Genomic DNA, 14396 nt, shown 5'->3' with positions numbered 1-14396 from the left:
TTTATCAAGACCGCTCTGCGCCGCTCTCTATCTGATGTAATGCGCGGCGCATCAAAGCATAGAACCCATTACTGCGAGACTGACTCAAGTGCTTACTCAGCCCCAATTCATTAAATAGTTGGGGCAGGTCCAATGCTTGGACCTCATCCGCAGTGCAACCATCTATCTGAGAAAGCAACAGTGCCCCGAGCCCCTTCACAACCCGGCTATCGCTGTCGAGTCCAAAGAAGTGACGTCCATCTATTTCCCTGTGTACTAACCAGGCCTCAGATTCACAGCCACGAACGAGATTCTCCGGATTGCGGATCTCGGGCTTACGGGTAACCACTTTACTCCACTGCAATAGCTCACGATAACGCCCCTGCCAATTTTGATGAGAGGCCAGACACTCAAGTTGCAACAGGGAAAAATCATCTCTTACCCAGCTTTTGGAGTGAACCTCTACCCCAGATGTGACCAGCTGTTGGACCTCGCAATAGTCCTCTAACGCCTGCAGAAATGCCCTGATATCATCGTCGGTGTTATAAGCCGCTACAGAGGCGCGCACCGTAACCTGATTGCCACTGGTTCGCCCCAGTATTTGCGCACAGTGATGCCCCACCCGCACGGCAATATCCCGCTCATCCAGCCAGTGCATTAAATCCGTAGCACTGCCTTCGAGCGGCACAAATGAAATTATTCCGAGGTTGTGACTAGCTTGACTGATCAAACGAAAGTTTGGGGATGCATTTAGTTCCCGGTGCAGCCAGTGTGTCAGTCTTTGTTCATGTTCGGCCATAGCGGTACGATCCTGTCGGGAGAGGAAATCCAGTGACGCCCCCAGCCCGGCTATTGCAGCCAGTGGTGATGTGCCCGCCTCAAATTTATGAGGTAATTCGGCGTAGTGGCTCTGCTGGAATTCCACTTCCGCGATCATCTCACCCCCACCGTGCCAAGGAGGCATTGACTCCAAAAGGGTTTCGCGCCCGTAGAGAAAACCGATCCCACTGGGGCCGTAAAACTTATGTGCGGAACAAACAAAGAAATCACAACCAATTTTTTGTACATCAATTTCTTCATGAGCGGCCAACTGAGCGCCATCCACGATCCACTTAAGTTGCCAAGGTCTTAACAATTTTCGAATTAATGAGAGATCTGGACGCAAACCTATTGAGTTGGAACCACCGGTCAGAGAAACCACTCGTGTACGATCGTTCAACACCTCTCCCAGTCGATCAAACTGGGGAATTCCTGCAGAGTGGGGCACATAGCGCAGAATCAGATTATGGCGCTTGGCCATCATCTGCCAGGGTACGATATTCGCGTGATGTTCAGCGGTGGAAATAACTATCTCATCGCCAGGCTGTAATTCACTACAAAGACAATGGGCGAGCAGATTCAGGGCCTCAGTTGCACCGCGACAAAAAATGATTTCTTTGGTACTAGCGGCATTCACAAACTGCTTGGTTTCATAGCGCACCTGCTCGACTATTTCAGTAGACTTGCGCGCTAATCGATGACTAGATCTATGAGTGTTGGCACTACTGTGAATATAGTAATCCCGCATCGCATTAATAACGGATAGCGGTTTTTGCGTGGTAGCTGCATTATCCAGGTAGACTAATCCTGCATTTTCCTCCTGGGCAAAAAGTGGAAACTGCTTCTTGAATTGCTCTGCAGAAAAACTCATAGGGCAAATAATATCTCAGTATTTTTTCGTGTTGCGCTGGCAATTTCTTGTAAAGAAATACCGCGTAGCGCCGCTAATTCGGCGGCTATTAATGGCAGATTTTCAGGGCTATTTCGCTGCCCCTGCCGCCCTGACAGTGGCATATCGGGTGCATCGGATTCCAGTATCAGGCTCTCTAACGGCATACGTGTAACGGTCTTGCGGGTTTTGGCCGCGCGACTGTAAGTGATAGTGCCACCAACGCCCAAATAAAAGCCCATTTTCCAGTAGTCCATAGCCATCTGCTCACTACCACTAAATGCATGTACCACTCCTCCCCTTGGTAGAGGGTATTGCTTCAATAGCTTAAGTACTTCGTTGTGCGCCCGATGCACATGTAAAATCAGTGGCAGCTGTAAGTCGCTGGCAACTTCCAGCTGTGTTTTAAATACAGTAATTTGTTTTTCCAACGGAGTTGCTATAGCGGCATCCAGGCCACACTCTCCGACAGCAATACAGCGATACTGCTGCAAATGCTCGGCTAGTGCACTGTTCAGTTGCACCTCATTGATGCACTCTTCATCTTCCTGGCAGTTTTTTGACACCCACCAAGGATGGACTCCAGCAGCCGCATGCCAATGGGGCTGACCGTCAACCAATAGCGCAAGCTTTTGCCACTGGGGTTTACAAACACCGGGGATAATCAGTTGACTGATCCCCTTGGCGACACAGCGCTGCCAGACCTGAGCCCGATCGTTCTCGAAAATTTGAAAATCTAAATGACAATGGCTGTCGATCAATTTCACTTGTGCTTCTCTGGTTTTGCCTGCATCTTAGCATGATGCCCACAATGGACCCTGAGGCCCCCTTGATAGAAACGCTGTTACCCATTGCCCTTTTTGTCTTTTCCACCAGTATCACCCCTGGCCCCAATAACTTAATGATCATGTCCTCTGGATTAAATCACGGCGCCAGCCGCTCCTTACCACACCTGCTGGGTATCTGGCTTGGGTTTCCCGCAATGGTCATTGCTGTAGGGTTGGGCCTCGGCTCGGTCTTCAGCCAATTTCCAGTACTTCACGAGATTATCCGCTGGGTAGGCATTGGCTATCTGCTATATCTGGCCTGGCTGATCGCTTCAACACGCGAGATAGACTCCGCCAGCGATCGCCACCCCTTTTCATTTTTTCAGGCCATCGCCTTTCAGTGGGTCAACCCCAAAGGCTGGATTATGGCCATAGGTGCCCTAGCAGCATTCACAAGCCCAAATGGCGAAGTGTGGAAAGACATATTGCAGATCGCCCTAGCCTTTATAGCCATAGGCGGTCCCTGTGTCGCTGTTTGGCTGTTCTTTGGTATAGGGCTAAAGCGCTTTCTGACCAAACCCAACCACCTGAGACTGTTTAATATCACCATGGGCCTTTTACTGGCAGCCAGCGTGGTTCCTTTGGCGCTAGAAGGTCTGTATTGAACCAGCGCTCATTGAGACGCAGGAAAAAGGGACTACAAGTGCCAACTTGTAGTCCCCATAAATGAAGGAAAGAAAGCGAAAAAATTTAGCGCGATGCGGTCTGGGTGGCAGTTGCAGCCCGCAAGGCTGCGGAATCCTCTAGCCAAACGATATCACTGGCATCGATCTGGCTTTCGGTGACATCAGATAAGGTTTTCCCCAGGCTTTGCAGGGTCTTCTCTTGCGAGGTGAAAGTTTCTATCGGCATCTCAAGCCAGGCCTGCCCCTCTTCGTCGATTACCTGACGCACTTCGCCTCCATCCAGGCTACTGACGTGACGGTCGATTACAGAGCTACTCCCCGGCGGTAAATAAATGGTGCCATTGGTGATATCTACCGCAAAAGCCACAATACCGGGGATGATGCCAAATAACAGTGCGGCCCCATCTAGTATCAATACAGCCGGGTCAACCCGTCCACCACTCTGCCCTTTGCGCTCCGGATACAGGAAGTAACCACAAGCACTCATATTGATCACCACGGTCAGCAAACCGCTGAATACAATGCCACGCTTTAGATTTCTATTCATGGCCTACCTCTATTATTAACTTTGATAATATTGTCCAGGCGGATACTTCCCCTGTAATGGGCTCCGCCAAGCTTTCGTGTTTCTCCCCTACAGCTCTCAATCAACTCATTATCGACGGGGTGAAAGATAAGCAAATTTACGCCTATCTGCACCAACGTACAACAATTGCCCAATCGAACTGCCTAAACTTTAACCAGCACTTGTTGCGGGATGTTAAGGAGATGTAGTCGATTTCTGACAGTGTGGATTGACGCACTTGTGATCAGGCCGGGCAGTGAGCAGTCGCCAGGGGTCCGACACCGGAAATTTCAGGGAGCAGTAGTCGTAGCGGGTGCCGCCATGGAATGGCTAAAGCACGGTATCGAATTCGGTACCGTGCTTTTTTAATTTCAGAAAGCGCAAAATTGCACCCTCAAGTGGCGAAATCCCCCACTCTCCCCCTGAAAAAATCCCTCCAGAGCTGTATCCTGCGCCCAACAACAAGAGTGGAGCTCACTACATGTACATAACCAGTGCCTTTGACAGCGGCAATATCGAAGTGATCAACGCTGAAAGCAGCCCTATTCAGCTGGCTATACGCCAGGATAATAACTCCGATTTCTACCAGTGGTTTCACTTTCGACTAGAAGGTGAGGTGGGCGCAAGCTATCCACTGAGTATTGTCAATGCAGGTAAATCCGCCTACCCGGAAGGCTGGGAAAACTATCGGGTGTGCGCTTCCTATGACCGTCAGAATTGGTTCCGCATCGGCGCCAATTACGATGGCAAGACTCTCGACTTTACCGTAACCCTGGATGAGCCCAGTATTTACCTGGCTTACTTCGCACCTTACTCCTGGGAGCGCCACCTGGATCTGCTGGCCTGGGCTCAGAGCAATGAGCGGGTAAAAATCCAAACCCTTGGCAAAACCCTCGACCAACGCGATATGACCATGCTCACTATCGGAGATGCCGAAACCGCCAAGCATCGGGTATGGATGATTGCACGCCAGCACCCCGGAGAAACCATGGCGGAGTGGTTTGTAGAGGGCTTCCTTGAGGCTCTACTGGATGATGCCAACCCTCAGGCCCAGAAACTGCTGGCAGATACCGTTTTCTACATAGTCCCCAATATGAACCCCGACGGCAGCGTTCGCGGCCACCTGCGCACCAATGCCGCTGGTGCCAACCTGAATCGCGAGTGGCTCAATCCAACCATGGATCGCAGCCCGGAAGTATTCCTCGTTCGGGAAAAGATGTTGGAAATCGGCGGGGATATCTTCTTAGATATTCATGGAGACGAAGCACTTCCCTATAACTTCGTTGCCGCCTGTGAAGGTATTCCCGGCTATGACGAGCGCCACGCAAAACTGGAAGAAACCTTTAAACAGGCCTACGAGGCTATCAGCCCCGACTTTCAAACCGAGCACGGTTATGAGCTGGACAAACCTGGCGAAGCCAACCTTACCATTGGCACCGCCTGGGCCGGTCATCAGTTCCGCACTCTGGCATTGACCCTGGAAATGCCATTTAAGGATAACGACAACCTGCCTGACCCTGTAGAGGGGTGGTCCCCAGCCCGCAGCCAGCAATTGGCCCGCGATATTTTGTTCCCAATACGCGAGACCCTAAAAATCCTGAAGTAATTTCAAATCAGCTTGAGCCCCGGCCCAATAAGCCGGGGCATTCTCCCAATTGAAACTGAGCCTATCAGCAATTCACTTTACAGGTCGCTCAACAAACCAGGCCAGCCCCATCTGGCTGCGCCGTTGACGAGAGATCTGCCCGCTGTGTAAATCCTCCCAAATTAAATCAAGCTCACCTGCAGTACTAACTTTAGCCCCCCAAAGAACCTTACTATTTGCATATTGGTTAATACTGGAATCCAGGAAATGCTTTGGAAGAAAAGTTTGCGGTAATTGCGCAATGACTTCTCCCTCAGGTGAAATTTGCACTGAGATAGGTACCAGTTCCGCTACTTTGTTTGTAGCAATTTCTTTTTCTAATTTTTCCTTTGTCAAATCTAGCCTACCAAGCCGTATCGCCCACCCTCCTTCCACAGCATCCACTAACTGGGACTTTTCACCTTCGATAGTGTTACCGGCGCGATCATGTTGAAACACCATTTGCCAGGTTTTACGAGTGGGCTCGGTAAAGCACCAGATTGAATGGACGCGATCTTCATTTATTCTTTTGGAGTGCTCAAAACGCCCGAGTAGAATCCCACGACTATCCAGCAGACCATGCCACTGCCCAAAATCTGTGGAAAGCTCAATTTTTCCATCCTCAAGTCTGGGAATTTGTCGGTGTACAGACTGGACCTTGGTCGCCACCTCTCCCGATACCACACTAGTAAATTGTGCATCTGACCAATGCGTGAGATCTGATTGTTTATCTCCATCGAAATCCAAATCCCAGCCCACCCGCATCGGTTCCCCACTGAGGGCAACATTCACTAGTCTCTGCTTGGAACCAGCAATCACAACTCCATCAAAATCTATTTCCAGAATGGGATTGGCACAATACGCTGACTGATACGCATTGGCAGCAACAGAAAAACCAAAGAATAAACTTATCAACAAACACTTTATTTTTATCATTTTTAGCACCGGCATATATTAAAAAGACAAGCCACTTAACTACTTTTATAAACCACTAGAAAACGCATTATTTACATCCTCCCTTTAACCTTCGATTGAAGAACAACAACGAAACCCAGAAAATCCAGGCCGAACCGAAAGCAAAAGAAATACGTTATTGGAATTATAAAAAAGTAATACTCCACATCATCATGATTTTTTCAACAAAAAAGCAATAGCTACTAGCAGCAGGAAGATAAAAACTACCAACCCCCACATTACTGACTGAAAAGCACTGGCAAACGCCTGATCAAATAGAACTACCATTCGGTCATGCACATCACTAGGCACCCCAAACGCACTGTGATCCACTCGCTCAGGATTCATCAACAGGGATCAAATGTAGTCCTCCATGCTTTGAGTTATAGTAAATCCCTCTTGCTTTATCAGGAACAGTAGATTTTTCTTCTCCAAAATCCGGAAAACAGTACCAGTCATAGCCAGGCCGAGCGCTGCACCGATATTCTGAATACCCCACAACATGCCCGTAGCTATACCTGCACTATTCTCAGGCAAAGCACTAATAGCAATGGGGGCAGTGGCGCTAAAGACAAAGCCCCAGGCAACCCCAAAGGGAATAAAAGCCAATAGCAAAGTGACAAACTTGGTATTAATCGAAAACTGCGTCATGACAATAGCAGCAATCAAGATACAAACCACCCCAATTAGTATCGGAACTGCAGGCAATGAACTTGCTGCCATCCTACCCGCAAGAGGGGAAATCAATGCCATCACCAAAGTAATTGGCAACAGTATCAATCCAGACATCACTGTTGTATCTTGACGAACAATGTGCAGATAAAATGGCAGCAAGAAAAATGCAGAGATCAAAAACACCAACAAACCAAAATTTGTCAGGACGCAGGCGGAGAAAAGTGTATTTTTGAAATATGAAAAGTGGATCAAAGGCTGCTCAAGCCTCTTCTCCACCCGATACAGCAACCAAAAGCTTAAAACAGACCCCGTCAATAAAAATAGCGAAGGCCAACTCATCCAGCCAATTTGCGGCCCTTCCACCACAAGCAACACCAATGACCCAACACTTACCGCGAGCAAAACCATACCAGCCCAATCAATATAGCTTTTTTCTTTATCCAGGTTTTGCGGGCTCTTCATCATAAAGACCCCCACCAATGCACTAGCCAATACAAAAGGAATATTGATAAAAAAAATGGAACGCCAAGAAAAAATTTCACACATAACCCCGCCCAATACAGGGCCAAGTGCAAAACCTATAGCTAAAACTGACATCCACCAACCCATTGCAAAACCCGCCTCCTTCTCTGTAAAGCTGTGAGAAAGCAGTGCGATATTATTTGGCACAATAATAGCTATAGCGACACCCTGTAATCCACGCCAAACAATCAACCACAGCGGATCACTTGCTAGACCGGCCAGCAGGGACGCCAACACAAGTAATAGCCAACCAATATTGAGTATCTTTAATGAGCCGACAATATCTCCCAAACGCCCCATACTTGCCATCAAGACACATAACATTAGCGTGAAGATATTCATAACCCATTGAGTCTGGACAAATGTAGCCCCAAGACTCTGCTGAATTGTGGGAAGTGCAATGCTGACAATGGTATAGTCAAGACCCAAAATAAAGGTCGCTGGAAAAGAGCCCAACAAAATAACCCACTTATTGAGTAGCTTCATCGTTCAACACTCCTTTGTTTCTCACCTGTATAATCCCCAATGACACCTACTCAGCATTCAAGAATTCCATCAGCGCACCAACAAGTGTAGGACTTATTTTTATACAGACTCCAAGCTTAACCCACGCCAAAAATCCAATATTTAACCCATCTAAACCAGCAACTATAACGCCAAAGCCTTCCAATGTTCTGACATCAACCCCTACACTCAAGTAACATCCAAATAAATTAAATAAAGAAAAACCCCTTATCAACCATTTGAAAGTATTAAATTAACAAAATGCAGAATAGCCAGTCATAGTAATTAGAAAATTTATATTGGAACTTTCCAGTCAAACAATCCCAACCAACATCTCAAAAGCTGATAAATCACTTCACTTCATCTAGACAGAAAAACCTGCACATAGTAAAAAAATAAAACCCTAAAAGGGTACCAATGAAGATCCCGTAAATTTTGAGTAACAAAGATCAATAAACTATTTCTTTATCTTAAAACCCCAAACGAACGAAAAGGCTATCCATCCAGAAAGCCCCCGGAGAATAATAATGAAACTCAATATCATGCAATCAATCCAGATTACAGCCGTTTTGTCGCTGCTTATCTGTTCACCACTATGGGCAGACACAGTTTCCGACTTTCAAAATAGCTGGACAGGCAGAGCCCTGGACCTGCAACGTAAAATCGATAACCACACCCCAATGAGTGAGAATAATATTCTCGGTACCCACAACACCTACAACTCAGAGGTCTATCGAGCCTGTAATTTCTCCGTTGGTTGCCGCTATCTCGACCCCCAGCAGGAATACTCCATTAAGGATCAACTGCGAATGGGAGCAAGATTTATTGAACTGGACGTCCACTGGACGGCAAAAATGGAGAACCTCTTCTCCTACCCCAAACGCCTGCTGCTTTGCCATGGATTGTGCAGCCTGAACGACAAGTATGCTACCGAGGGCTTTAATGAGGTGAAAGCCTGGCTTGAGGACAGCGCCAATCAGGATGAGGTTATTATCCTATACATCGAAGACCACTCCGACGGACGCCACCAGGATCTTTACGACCAGATTACCAGCCGCTTTGGCAACAGAATCTACTACAGCGGCGGCTGCCAGAGTATTCCAAGCACCTTGACCAAGAATCAGGTGCTGGCTGCCGGAAAACAGGTTGTCGTATGGAAAGATGGCGGATGCTCGGGTAATAGCAGCATGAAAAATATGGCATTTACCGGCCTCGGTGAGATTGGTCGCGTCTGGGAAGACAGCACCACTATCGGCACCATTGGAGAAATCTTCAATGGCGGTATTGAGAGGATCACCGCTAACGATGTACGCAATGGCTTTGCCCAGGGTCATAACATTATCAACCTGGACAATATGAATACTAGTGACGGCCGTATCGCCGCCGCAATCTGGTCCTGGGATCAGAACGAACCCAATAACCTCAACAATGAAGACTGTGCAATGCAGTGGGGTAACGGACGTTGGAATGATGCCAACTGCAGCAGTCAATACAGCTTCGCCTGCAAGAATGTAACCGACGGTAGCTGGGTCGCCACTGCCTCTACCGGACCCTGGGCTTACGGTAGCGCCAACTGCCAAGCCCTTGGCAGCCAATACATCTTTGAGGTACCCACCAACAGCAAAGAGAACCAAGCCCTAAAAGCAGCGAAGGAAGCCACGGGCTACGACAAGGTCTGGATTAACTATCAAGACCAATCCACTGAAGGCCAGTGGCTGCGCAGCGAGTAATCCCAGCCCAACTCTTCACTTACAAACATCCTTTAGAGCCCGCGTTAGTATGCGCGGGCTCTCCCTTTTCTCTTCCAGCGGTACCAGCCTGCTTGACTAGCCGACTACCGAAGAATTGTCGTTAGTTTGCTCTATATCGTGCATAATCCGTGTCTGAGCAAGACTCACAGGACATAATTATGCGAATCCCTACTCTTTGGCGTCGCCTCGGTTTGACCATTGCCGTCGGCAGCGCACTAACCGCTTGTGGCAAAAGTACCACTGAAGCGGCCAAGCCGGAGGCTGATCACAACGCAGCCCATGCTGAACACCACCATGCTGACGGTGCCAAGTTATCTCTCGGTGAAGCCGAACAGGCTCAGGTCGATGCCATAGCTGCAGACCTACACAAACACATTGCGATCCTTGCTTCCGACAAGTTTGAAGGGCGCGCTCCCGCTACCAAGGGTGAAGAACTCACCGTGAATTACCTGGCAGAGCAATTCAAGGCGCTGGGCCTGGAGCCTGGGGCAATGGATGCGGCCGGCAAACCCAGCTGGTTCCAGCAAGTCCCTATCGTGGAAATGGAAATTGAAACCACTCCCCTGACATTCAAGGGCGATGGTTTCGAGCAAAACCTGCAACCAATAGACGATATGGTGGCCTTCTCCCAAAGACAGACCGCAGGCTCCTCCCTGGAGAACAGCGAGTTGGTATTTGTGGGCTACGGCATTGTCGCTCCAGAGAATAACTGGAACGATTACGCCGGATTGGATATGAAAGGCAAGACTGCGGTTATTTTGGTGAATGACCCCGGTTACGCGACCCAGGACAAGGCCTTGTTCAATGGCAATGCCATGACGTATTACGGCCGTTGGAGCTACAAGTTCGAGGAAGCCGCCCGCCAAGGAGCTGACGGTGCGATTATCATTCATGAGACCGGTGCTGCGGGCTATCCATGGGAAGTGGTTAGTGGCTCCTGGTCCGGTGCGCAAGTCAGCCTCGAAGCCGAAAATAAGAATGCAGACCGGGTTGCTATTGAAGCTTGGATGACCAATCAAGCCGCCAATACGCTATTCCGCTCCGCCGGCCTCGATCTGCAAAAGGAAATGGACGCAGCCAAAACTCAGAGCTTCAAACCCAAGGCTCTGGGGATAACCGCCAGCGTACAACTGAAAAACAGCCTGAAGAAGTCTAATTCTCGCAACGTGGTTGCCAAGCTTTCGGGCAACAAGCACCCCGACGAGGTGATTGTCTACACCGCGCACTGGGACCACTTGGGCGTTAACAAAAATGCAGATGGTGAGGACCAGATCTTTAACGGTGCCGTCGATAATGCCACCGGTACCGCTGGCTTAATCGCTATGGCCGCTGAGGCGGTGAAGCTGGATCGCCCAGAGCGCTCACTGCTGTTCGTTGCCGTAACGGCAGAAGAGTCAGGCCTGCTCGGCTCCAAGTACTACGCCGAAAAACCTGTCGCTCCTTTGGAGAAAACCGTTGCTGGTATTAACTTTGATGCCATGAACGTATTGGGCCCAGCCCGCGACATTACTGTAATTGGTTATGGCAGCAGTGAGCTGGAGCAAATGCTGGAGGTATCCGCCAAAGGACAAGGCCGCTATTTAGCCCCGGAAGAGCACCCGGAGCGCGGCTACTTCTATCGTTCAGATCATTTCAGCCTGGCGAAGAAAGGCGTGCCCATGCTGTATTTCGACTCCGGCAGCGACAACTTTGAGCATGGCCGCGAGTGGGCCCAGGCAAAGGGTGCTGAGTATGTTAGCCAGCATTACCACAAGCCTGGCGATGAATACGACCCCTCTTGGAACCTGAAGGGTTCGGCAATGGACCTGCAGCTTGGCCTAAAACTAGGTCTGAAACTGGCCAACAGCCGCGATTGGCCCAACTGGTATGAGGGCAACGAGTTCCGCGCAATTCGCGATGCGAGTGCCGAAGCCCGTAAATAATCCCCTCTCCAGCCACTCTGCGGCAGTGATACCATCGGTACTACTGCCGTAGAGTCCATATCCTTCTCATCGACCTTGCCACCACTGTAAACTCCTTGGAAATTGATTCATCCAGTTTTGCAGCACCTGCCGTCACTTTAATCGCGAGGCATGGCAATCGGACAAAAGCTAAACTCCCCCTACACAAGATAAAAATATCCAAGCAAATCCTAGATAATTGTCACGCGTTATAGAGAGCCCCTTCCATTAGACCTGTGTACATCGGGGTGAGGGCAGCCTACTAATAAATGGTCACTTTAACATCAATGGGCTACCCCAAAATATCCCAAAAAAAAGATAAGGAAATTAACAATAAAAAAAGTTGGCCACGAAAGTATTAACAGCGGAAAGATCCGAGCACTTTTTCAAAGTGCACTTAAGTGTTCTAGTCGCAACTGAAGATATATTGAAACAGTTGAGACCAGCGGAGAATGGCAGATTTAAACAGGCTTACTAGGGGGCGGGATTTAGGAAACGGCTATCGTTGGCGACACATCCTTGTGTCGCAGTTATCCGCCAATTAATTGCCGGATAAACTTATAACTAAGCGCCGATAGCATCCTTTTTCTTCAGTTCTTCATCGCGCAGTTCACGACGCAGGATTTTACCGACATTAGTCTTTGGCAAATCTTCACGGAACTCGACCTTTCTCGGCACCTTGTATGCCGTCATATTCTCTCGACAGAAAGCGATAACTTCTTTCTCAGTCAAAGACGGGTCAGCCTTAATAACAAAAAGCTTCACCTGTTCACCACTTTTCTCATCGGGAATACCAATTGCAGCGGCTTCGGTCACTTTTGGATGGGTACTGACGATATCTTCAATTTCGTTGGGATATACGTTGAAGCCAGACACAATAATCATGTCCTTCTTGCGATCCACAATCTTGATGTATCCATCATCCTGGATCACCGCCATATCACCGGTGTTCAACCAACCTTCACTATCGAGGGTATCGGCAGTGGCTTCTGGGCGCTGCCAGTATCCCTTCATTACCTGGGGACCACGCACACAGAGCTCACCGGGAGAATTATTCGGCAGATCGTTGCCATTTTCATCCACGACTTTAACTTCAGTTCCCGGAACCGGGATACCCACAGTACCCAGCTGTACACCCTCGGTGGGGTTAAAAGAAACAACCGGAGAAGTCTCGGTCATACCGTAGCCTTCCATAACCACACAGCCGGTCATATCTTCCCAGCGCTTGGCAGTGTCTCTGGTCAGAGCCATACCACCAGAAGCCGTGGAGTGCAGTTTGCTGAAATCCAATTCGGCAAAATCTTTATTCAGCATCAAGCCGTTAAACAGGGTGTTCAGGCCAACAAAGCCGGTAAAGCGCTGCCCTTTCAGGGTTTTCACAAAGCCGGGAATATCGCGCGGGTTTGGAATCAGCAGAGAGTGGTTGCCGGTGGAGAACAGGCACATGCAATGGATGGTGAAAGCGTAAATATGGTAGAGCGGCAGCGGCGCAATATAGAATTCCTCCCCCTCTTTCATACCACTACCAAACGCTTCAAGAACCTGCTGCATATTGGCAACCAGGTTGCGGTTGGTCAGCATCGCACCCTTGGCAACACCGGTGGTGCCACCGGTGTATTGCAACACGGCGATATCTTCTGGTGCGCGCTCAACATCCTCACTGCCCTTCTGTGCACCGAGAGCCAGTACCTCACGGAAATTTACCTGCTGGGCAAAAGAGAATTCCGGCACCATTTTTTTGATGTGCTTGGCAACGCCGTTGATCAGAACCCGCTTTAAAGGGCTGTGCAGGTCTGCGATCTCAGTAACGATCACTTTCTCAACACTAGTTTCAGCAACAACAGCCGAAGCGGTATCAGCAATATTCGCCAGTACAACCAATGCTTTGGCACCGGAGTCATTCAACTGGTGCTTTAATTCACGCTGGGTATACAGCGGATTGGTATTGACGACCACAAGTCCAGCTCGCAAAGCACCAAATACAACTACAGGGTACTGCAGTACATTGGGCAGCTGGATAGCGATGCGATCACCGGGCTTCAAATTGGTGTGATTTTGCAAATAAGATGCGAACTTCGCGCTCAAGGTGTCGATATCACCGACAGTCAGAGTTCGCCCCAGGCAGGTGAAAGCCGGTCGGTCACCAAATTTGGCGCAAGCGCCTTTAAATACATCGAGAATGCCGCGATCAATGTCCAACTCTCTTCTCCCATTCCTGATTGTTGTTATCGCTTGCTCACATCTCTCGCCCTTATAGACGAAACCTGCCATTTTTCGGAGCCAGCGAGAATTTATTTATTGTTTGTAGTATGTTGCGAGACAATAAAAAAGAGGCTTATTCATGCCTCTCCAAACCCATCGTCCTCTTTACCCTGCGCAGGAAACAAACCTGCCAGCGCAGCGGCCAATTCTCTATCTCCAGAGTATTGGACATCTCCCAACAAAAAAGCATGTCTAGCGTTTAAATGGCCAGCCAAAATCGCATTCAAAGTGTGATTAGCCATTTCCAATATTAGCGCCGGTTCTTCCGTTTGCCCGAACTCAGAAACCACTTCGAGATCATTCGGAGCTCCTTTTACGTAAACATAAAAGTCACAGGCATCCGGCAGGCGGAACTGTACCCGAGCAAGTGGGTGCAAACAAGCTATGCGCCGCAGGCGCTCCTGAACTGAATCCGGCAATTGCATCGGAATGTCTCCGTCATTGGCCACTTCGGCGCCG

General features: G+C 49.0%; 11 protein-coding genes. 4 read left to right on the top strand and 7 right to left on the bottom strand.

The window, feature by feature from the left end; translation table 11 throughout:
* Positions 1–4: 4 nt before the first annotated feature.
* On the bottom strand, positions 5–1669 hold the full coding sequence (locus ACJJIC_RS10455) for an aminotransferase class V-fold PLP-dependent enzyme (protein WP_444910020.1): 1665 nt from the start codon (positions 1667–1669) through the stop codon (positions 5–7).
* Complete coding sequence (locus tag ACJJIC_RS10450; protein WP_444910021.1) at positions 1666–2454, bottom strand: TatD family hydrolase; 789 nt, start codon at positions 2452–2454, stop codon at positions 1666–1668. The genes ACJJIC_RS10455 and ACJJIC_RS10450 overlap by 4 nt, the downstream gene beginning before the upstream one ends.
* Before the next feature lie 32 nt (positions 2455–2486).
* Here ACJJIC_RS10450 and ACJJIC_RS10445 point away from each other — a divergent pair, with 32 nt between their 5' ends.
* A complete protein-coding gene (locus tag ACJJIC_RS10445) occupies positions 2487–3119 on the top strand; it encodes a LysE family translocator (protein WP_252085353.1) in 633 nt (210 codons plus the stop codon).
* Between the two features lie 85 nt (positions 3120–3204).
* Here the strand turns inward: ACJJIC_RS10445 and ACJJIC_RS10440 are convergent, their stop codons facing one another.
* Positions 3205–3687: a hypothetical protein gene (locus ACJJIC_RS10440; RefSeq protein WP_252085352.1), complete on the bottom strand. Its 483-nt coding sequence runs from the start codon at positions 3685–3687 to the stop codon at positions 3205–3207.
* A gap of 499 nt (positions 3688–4186) precedes the next feature.
* Here ACJJIC_RS10440 and ACJJIC_RS10435 point away from each other — a divergent pair, with 499 nt between their 5' ends.
* On the top strand, positions 4187–5311 hold the full coding sequence (locus ACJJIC_RS10435) for a M14 family metallopeptidase (protein WP_444910022.1): 1125 nt from the start codon (positions 4187–4189) through the stop codon (positions 5309–5311).
* Between the two features lie 72 nt (positions 5312–5383).
* Here ACJJIC_RS10435 and ACJJIC_RS10430 read toward each other — a convergent pair whose 3' ends face one another.
* Together ACJJIC_RS10430 and ACJJIC_RS10425 are read right to left on the bottom strand one after the other, a co-directional pair.
* On the bottom strand, positions 5384–6265 hold the full coding sequence (locus ACJJIC_RS10430) for a hypothetical protein (protein WP_444910023.1): 882 nt from the start codon (positions 6263–6265) through the stop codon (positions 5384–5386).
* A gap of 375 nt (positions 6266–6640) precedes the next feature.
* Positions 6641–7966 (bottom strand): MFS transporter, encoded by a 1326-nt coding sequence (locus ACJJIC_RS10425; protein ID WP_445356867.1) that lies wholly within the window; start codon positions 7964–7966, stop codon positions 6641–6643.
* A 545-nt stretch (positions 7967–8511) separates the two neighbouring features.
* Here ACJJIC_RS10425 and ACJJIC_RS10420 point away from each other — a divergent pair.
* Complete coding sequence (locus tag ACJJIC_RS10420; RefSeq protein WP_445356866.1) at positions 8512–9714, top strand: phosphatidylinositol-specific phospholipase C domain-containing protein; 1203 nt, start codon at positions 8512–8514, stop codon at positions 9712–9714.
* Positions 9715–9893: 179 nt separating this feature from the next.
* The gene (locus tag ACJJIC_RS10415) at positions 9894–11657 is read left to right on the top strand and encodes a M28 family metallopeptidase (RefSeq protein ID WP_445356865.1); all 1764 of its coding nucleotides are present in this window, start codon (positions 9894–9896) and stop codon (positions 11655–11657) included.
* 582 nt (positions 11658–12239) lie between these two features.
* Here the strand turns inward: ACJJIC_RS10415 and ACJJIC_RS10410 are convergent.
* Together ACJJIC_RS10410 and ACJJIC_RS10405 are read right to left on the bottom strand one after the other, a co-directional pair.
* Positions 12240–13874 (bottom strand): AMP-binding protein, encoded by a 1635-nt coding sequence (locus ACJJIC_RS10410; RefSeq protein ID WP_445356864.1) that lies wholly within the window; start codon positions 13872–13874, stop codon positions 12240–12242.
* Between the two features lie 140 nt (positions 13875–14014).
* Positions 14015–14362, bottom strand: a complete 348-nt coding sequence (locus ACJJIC_RS10405) for an SCP2 sterol-binding domain-containing protein (RefSeq protein WP_252085347.1) — start codon at positions 14360–14362, stop codon at positions 14015–14017.
* Positions 14363–14396 lie beyond the last annotated feature (34 nt).

Source organism: Microbulbifer mixtoriginis (SeqCode) (assembly GCF_052468275.1).
Note: the sequence above shows the minus strand (reverse complement) of the source record. Positions and strands in the feature narration are given on the sequence as shown.

Bases quoted from the DNA above. Each gene is read 5' to 3' on its own strand.
- ACJJIC_RS10440 (WP_252085352.1), bottom strand. From the start codon at position 3,687: ATGAATAGAAATCTAAAGCGTGGCATTGTATTCAGCGGTTTGCTGACC.
- ACJJIC_RS10430 (WP_444910023.1), bottom strand. From the start codon at position 6,265: ATGATAAAAATAAAGTGTTTGTTGATAAGTTTATTCTTTGGTTTTTCT.
- ACJJIC_RS10455 (WP_444910020.1), bottom strand. From the start codon at position 1,669: ATGAGTTTTTCTGCAGAGCAATTCAAGAAGCAGTTTCCACTTTTTGCC.
- ACJJIC_RS10420 (WP_445356866.1), top strand. From the start codon at position 8,512: ATGAAACTCAATATCATGCAATCAATCCAGATTACAGCCGTTTTGTCG.
- ACJJIC_RS10425 (WP_445356867.1), bottom strand. From the start codon at position 7,966: ATGAAGCTACTCAATAAGTGGGTTATTTTGTTGGGCTCTTTTCCAGCG.
- ACJJIC_RS10435 (WP_444910022.1), top strand. From the start codon at position 4,187: ATGTACATAACCAGTGCCTTTGACAGCGGCAATATCGAAGTGATCAAC.
- ACJJIC_RS10405 (WP_252085347.1), bottom strand. From the start codon at position 14,362: ATGCAATTGCCGGATTCAGTTCAGGAGCGCCTGCGGCGCATAGCTTGT.
- ACJJIC_RS10445 (WP_252085353.1), top strand. From the start codon at position 2,487: ATGATGCCCACAATGGACCCTGAGGCCCCCTTGATAGAAACGCTGTTA.
- ACJJIC_RS10415 (WP_445356865.1), top strand. From the start codon at position 9,894: ATGCGAATCCCTACTCTTTGGCGTCGCCTCGGTTTGACCATTGCCGTC.